Annotated in this window: 1 protein-coding gene; it reads left to right on the top strand. The window is 38.8% G+C overall.

The window, feature by feature from the left end; genetic code table 11:
• On the top strand, positions 1-201 hold a 201-nt coding region (locus ACVC5O_RS11010; RefSeq protein WP_452221532.1), incomplete at both ends, for an Ig-like domain-containing protein.

Raw genomic sequence — 201 nt, 5'->3', positions numbered from 1 at the left:
ATTGCTAATACTACAGACGCCATCGTAGATATCAACAATACTTTTATCGGTCAACCCGTATCTGGTAATGTATTAACTAATGATGAAGATTTTGAAGGCGATAACCAAACTGTAACTGCTAACACCAATCCTACTAATGGTTCTGTAACCATCTCTCCTACTGGTGAGTATACCTACACTCCTAACCCAGGATTTACTGGT

The sequence above is a fragment of the Lacinutrix salivirga genome (assembly GCF_053604675.1).
This window is presented reverse-complemented; position numbering and strand designations above follow the sequence as displayed.